Annotated in this window: 2 protein-coding genes; one reads left to right on the top strand and one right to left on the bottom strand. The window is 75.7% G+C overall.

The window, feature by feature from the left end; genetic code table 11:
* The coding region (locus tag GTW08_RS07675; protein ID WP_161151669.1) for a S1 family peptidase at positions 1 to 632 on the top strand (632 nt) is incomplete at its 5' end.
* Between the two features lie 10 nt (positions 633 to 642).
* On the opposite strand, the gene GTW08_RS07670 is transcribed toward GTW08_RS07675, so the two are convergent.
* The coding region (locus GTW08_RS07670) for a replication-associated recombination protein A (RefSeq protein ID WP_161151668.1) at positions 643 to 1,848 on the bottom strand (1,206 nt) is incomplete at its 5' end.

Here is a 1,848-nt window from a genome sequence, read left to right as displayed (position 1 = left end):
CGCTGGCCGCGGGCCTGACCGGCGGTCTCGACCCGTCCGCGGTGCGGGTGGAGCGGGTGGCGGCGCCGGCGCACCGGCAGGCCGCGGTCGGCGGGGGCGACACCATCACCGACGGGACCCGCCGCTGTACGGCCGGGTTCGCCGCCTCCGACGGCAGCAGCGACTGGCTGATCACCGCCGGGCACTGCACCCGGGGCTCGTCGTCCTGGTCCGCCGGCGACGGCTCGACGATCGGCTCCGAGGTCGAGACCGCGGGCCGCGGGGTGGACGTCGGCGCGATCGCGGTCGAGCCGGGCGGCGTGTCGGCGACCGTGTCGGGGATCCGGGTGGCCGGGAGCCGTCCGGCGCCCGTGGGCTCCACGGTCTGCCTGTACGGGTCCACCAGCGGGCGGTCCTGCGGCACGGTCCAGCGCACCGACATGACGGTGAACTTCGAGGGCCAGAGCCAGTCCGGGCTGACCTCGGTGGCGGCGTGCGCGCAGGAGGGCGACTCCGGCGCCCCCTACATCACCTCGTCCGGGCAGGCCCAGGGCGTGCACACCGGTGCGGGCGGCGACGGCAACTGCACCAGCTACTTCACCCCGATCCGCACCGCGACCGGGGCGCTCGGGCTGACCCTGACCACCGGCTGAGCGCGCGGGCTCAGTCCCGGGTGCCGCGTACGACGCGGCGCAGCTTGGGCAGGCGCTCGGCGAGGACGCGTTCGTGCCCGCGCCCGGACGGCGCGTAGTAGTCGACGCCGACGACGTCGTCGGGCGGGTACTGCTGGCGCAGGACGCCGTCGGGGTCGTCGTGCGGGTAGCGGTAGCCGACGGCGTTGCCGAGTTTCTGCGCGCCGGCGTAGTGGCCGTCGCGCAGGTGCGGGGGCACCCCGCCGACCCTGCCGGAGCGTACGTCGGCCATTGCGGCGTCGATCGCGGTGATCACCGCGTTCGACTTGGGTGCGGTCGCCAGGTGCACCGTGACCTGGGCGAGCGCGATCCGCGCCTCCGGCATCCCGACGAGCTGCACGACCTGGGCGGCCGCGGTCGCGGCGGGCAGCGCGGTCGGGTCGGCCAGCCCGACGTCCTCCGAGGCGTGGATCATCAGCCGGCGCGCGATGAACCGGGCGTCCTCCCCCGCGACGAGCATCCGGGCCAGGTAGTGCAGGGCGGCGTCGGGGTCGGAGCCGCGGATGGACTTGATGAACGCGCTGATGACGTCGTAGTGCTGGTCGCCCGCGCGGTCGTAGCGCACGGCGACCTCGGTGACGGCGCGCTCGACGGCGGCGAGGTCGATCACCGGGTCGCCGCCGGCGCCGAGGACACCGTCGGCGGCCGCCTCCAGCGCGGTGAGCGCGCGGCGCCCGTCGCCAGCGGAGAGCCGGACCAGTGCCTGTTCGCCGTCCTCGGCGAGCGCGACGGTCGCGTTCAAGCCCCGTTCGGAGGTGACGGCGCGCCGGAGCAGGGTGCGCACGTCGTCCTCCCCGAGGGACTGCAGCTGCAGCACGAGGGAGCGGGACAGCAGCGGGGACACGACGGAGAACGACGGGTTCTCGGTGGTCGCGGCGACGAGCAGGACGAGCCGGTCCTCGACCGCGCCGAGCAGGGCGTCCTGCTGGGTACGGGAGAAGCGGTGCACCTCGTCGATGAACAGCACCGTGGTGGTGCCGCTGCGGTCGCGACGCCGGCGGGCCTCGGAGATGACGGCCCGCAGCTCCTTCACCCCGGCCGAGAGCGCCGACAGGGCGACGAAATGCCGCTCCGCTCCCCCGGCGCCGGCCATCAGCCGGGCGAGGGTGGTCTTGCCGGTGCCGGGCGGGCCGTAGAGCAGCACCGACGCCGCGGCGCCGCCGTCGAGCAGGCGGCG

The organism is Pseudonocardia sp. SID8383 (genome assembly GCF_009864975.1).
In the GTDB taxonomy this organism is placed as follows: Bacteria; Actinomycetota; Actinomycetes; order Mycobacteriales; family Pseudonocardiaceae; genus Pseudonocardia; species Pseudonocardia alni.
This window is presented reverse-complemented; position numbering and strand designations above follow the sequence as displayed.